This is a genomic window from Ruegeria sp. BHSA123 (genome assembly GCF_059613425.1).
Map to the genome: position 1 here is coordinate 1 of NZ_JBXWSL010000155.1, position 1,836 is coordinate 1,836.

The 1,836-nt window shown below is 53.9% G+C and carries 2 protein-coding genes and 1 tRNA gene; 1 reads left to right on the forward strand and 2 read right to left on the reverse strand.

The window, feature by feature from the left end; translation table 11 throughout:
- Positions 1-61: 61 nt before the first annotated feature.
- A tRNA-Met gene (locus AC2FNC_RS20700) sits at positions 62-138 on the forward strand.
- A gap of 275 nt (positions 139-413) precedes the next feature.
- On the opposite strand, the gene AC2FNC_RS20705 is transcribed toward AC2FNC_RS20700, so the two are convergent.
- Together AC2FNC_RS20705 and AC2FNC_RS20710 are read right to left on the reverse strand one after the other, a co-directional pair.
- A complete protein-coding gene (locus AC2FNC_RS20705; RefSeq protein WP_496716561.1) occupies positions 414-770 on the reverse strand; it encodes a hypothetical protein in 357 nt (118 codons plus the stop codon).
- Positions 771-963: 193 nt separating this feature from the next.
- The gene (locus AC2FNC_RS20710; RefSeq protein WP_496716562.1) at positions 964-1,725 is read right to left on the reverse strand and encodes an AICE element replication initiation protein; all 762 of its coding nucleotides are present in this window, start codon (positions 1,723-1,725) and stop codon (positions 964-966) included.
- Positions 1,726-1,836 lie beyond the last annotated feature (111 nt).

The window sequence follows — 1,836 nt, forward strand, 5'->3', positions numbered from 1 at the left end:
GTAAGCAACAGGCCAGCCAACGGTCTCAAGTAGCCGAACAGGCAATAGACCACTAAAGTGTCGCGGGATGGAGCAGCCCGGTAGCTCGTCAGGCTCATAACCTGAAGGTCGCAGGTTCAAATCCTGCTCCCGCAACCAATACTTCCAGTCAGATATCAAGCACTTAGCGCCCCAAGGGGCGCTTTCTGCGTTCAGGACATCCTCACCCGGTGCTACAATGGTGCTACGCTACGGAGCAAAGAACAGCTATCAAAGCGTTCTCGTTCTGACGCTTCCTGAAGCCGAATCTTACTCCATCATGAAAACCAACCCGCAGTTTCCGTCTGCACTGTCAGCACCGTCAGCCGATAAGTTCTGGAGACCGAACGGCTGACGATGGTCGTTTCAGGAAAATCTCGCAGTTTAGACTAAGTTTACCATGCGCATAAAATTGCGTCGCGATTTAGCCAACAAGCACCATCGCGCTTCAGAATGCCGAGACCACCATGAAGCCTGTTCGCAGGAACATAGCGCGGCCCATCTCCGTCAGAGTTCCAGACGCCAATGGCTGTTTCTTTTTGCCCTGTATCTTCAGGATCCAATACGACCATTGCGGACCATGTTTTATCGGCGCTCCAAATTTGGAAGTCGCCTCCTCCTTGATGTTCGAATTCGCACGTTCCATTGATGTACATCTCACCTTCTACAGCCAACAAACATTTGGCTTTTTCTGCACTAGCTTCACTGCTGAAAAAAACGGCCAATGCAAACGCAAGAACGCCATACTTCATTTTAATCACTCCTTTGTGTCGGCGCAGATTAGCCGTGGCTTTGGCATGATCGAGGGGTGACCGAATTTTTCAATGCGATCCGACAACCGTATTGCAAAAACGCAACAAATAAGCTGACTTAGGTATTCTATCCAACCTAAATATTAAAGCCCCGCCTATTTAGGCAGGGCTACCGGCTCGGTCCGGAAGACGGTTAACTACATAATATGTCTATTACTCGCATCCCCGCTTTGCCTTCGCGGCTGAAGGCGATGTTCGCCCCCTGCCGCCTCAACACGGGCTGAACCCTGCGCAGCGCAGCCCCAAACCGGGCTTCGTTGCGGGGAAAGCTCTGGCTGTCTTCTGTCAGTGCGGGGAAACGATCCCGCAAGGTTTGCTTCAGCTCGGTTGCTGTCCCGCTCCAATGCTGCCGCCCATCCATCAGTGACAGAATTGCCAGCGCAACGGGGTTGGCCTCAACGGCGGCTTGGTCACTGCGGGCGCGATTGGCTGCGTAGGAGTCCAGAAACGCGCCCTGAGCCCATCCAAGGGATTCTTCGGCAGCAACCACCCATTTTGCAAAATCTGCCATCCTAGGGGCTTCATAGAGGCTCACAGAGTCAATCCGACCCAAGGCGCAGGATACCGCGTCCAGTAGAGCGCCCAGAATGTAGGGCTTGGCCTTGGCAAAATCGCGATTGAATGCGCCCAAGGTTTTGCGCCTACCGGGCGGGATCACCGGCAGATGAACGCCGATGGCACGATCTGCCAGATCAGGCCGCGCCGCCAGATCGGGAATACCGTTCAGCAGGCAGGGCCGGGTGGCGTTGAACAATACCTCGTCGCTGTCGGTGTGCAGCTTGCGAGTACCAAATCCACCACCCGTAGCAATCCGGCAGAATGCATCTGCCATCATCGGACGGATGGTCGAGAGATTGTCAAAGCTCAGTACATGGTTGTGCATGGCAGCAATCACCTGTCTGATGTCAGCACCAATGGGACAGTTTAGGTCGATTTGATAAGAGAGGGTTTCTGGCTCATCGTAACCGCCAAGGAGTGGAGATGAGAAAGAAACCCGGAACCAAAC

Bases quoted from the DNA above. Each gene is read 5' to 3' on its own strand.
- AC2FNC_RS20705 (WP_496716561.1), bottom strand. From the start codon at position 770: ATGAAGTATGGCGTTCTTGCGTTTGCATTGGCCGTTTTTTTCAGCAGT.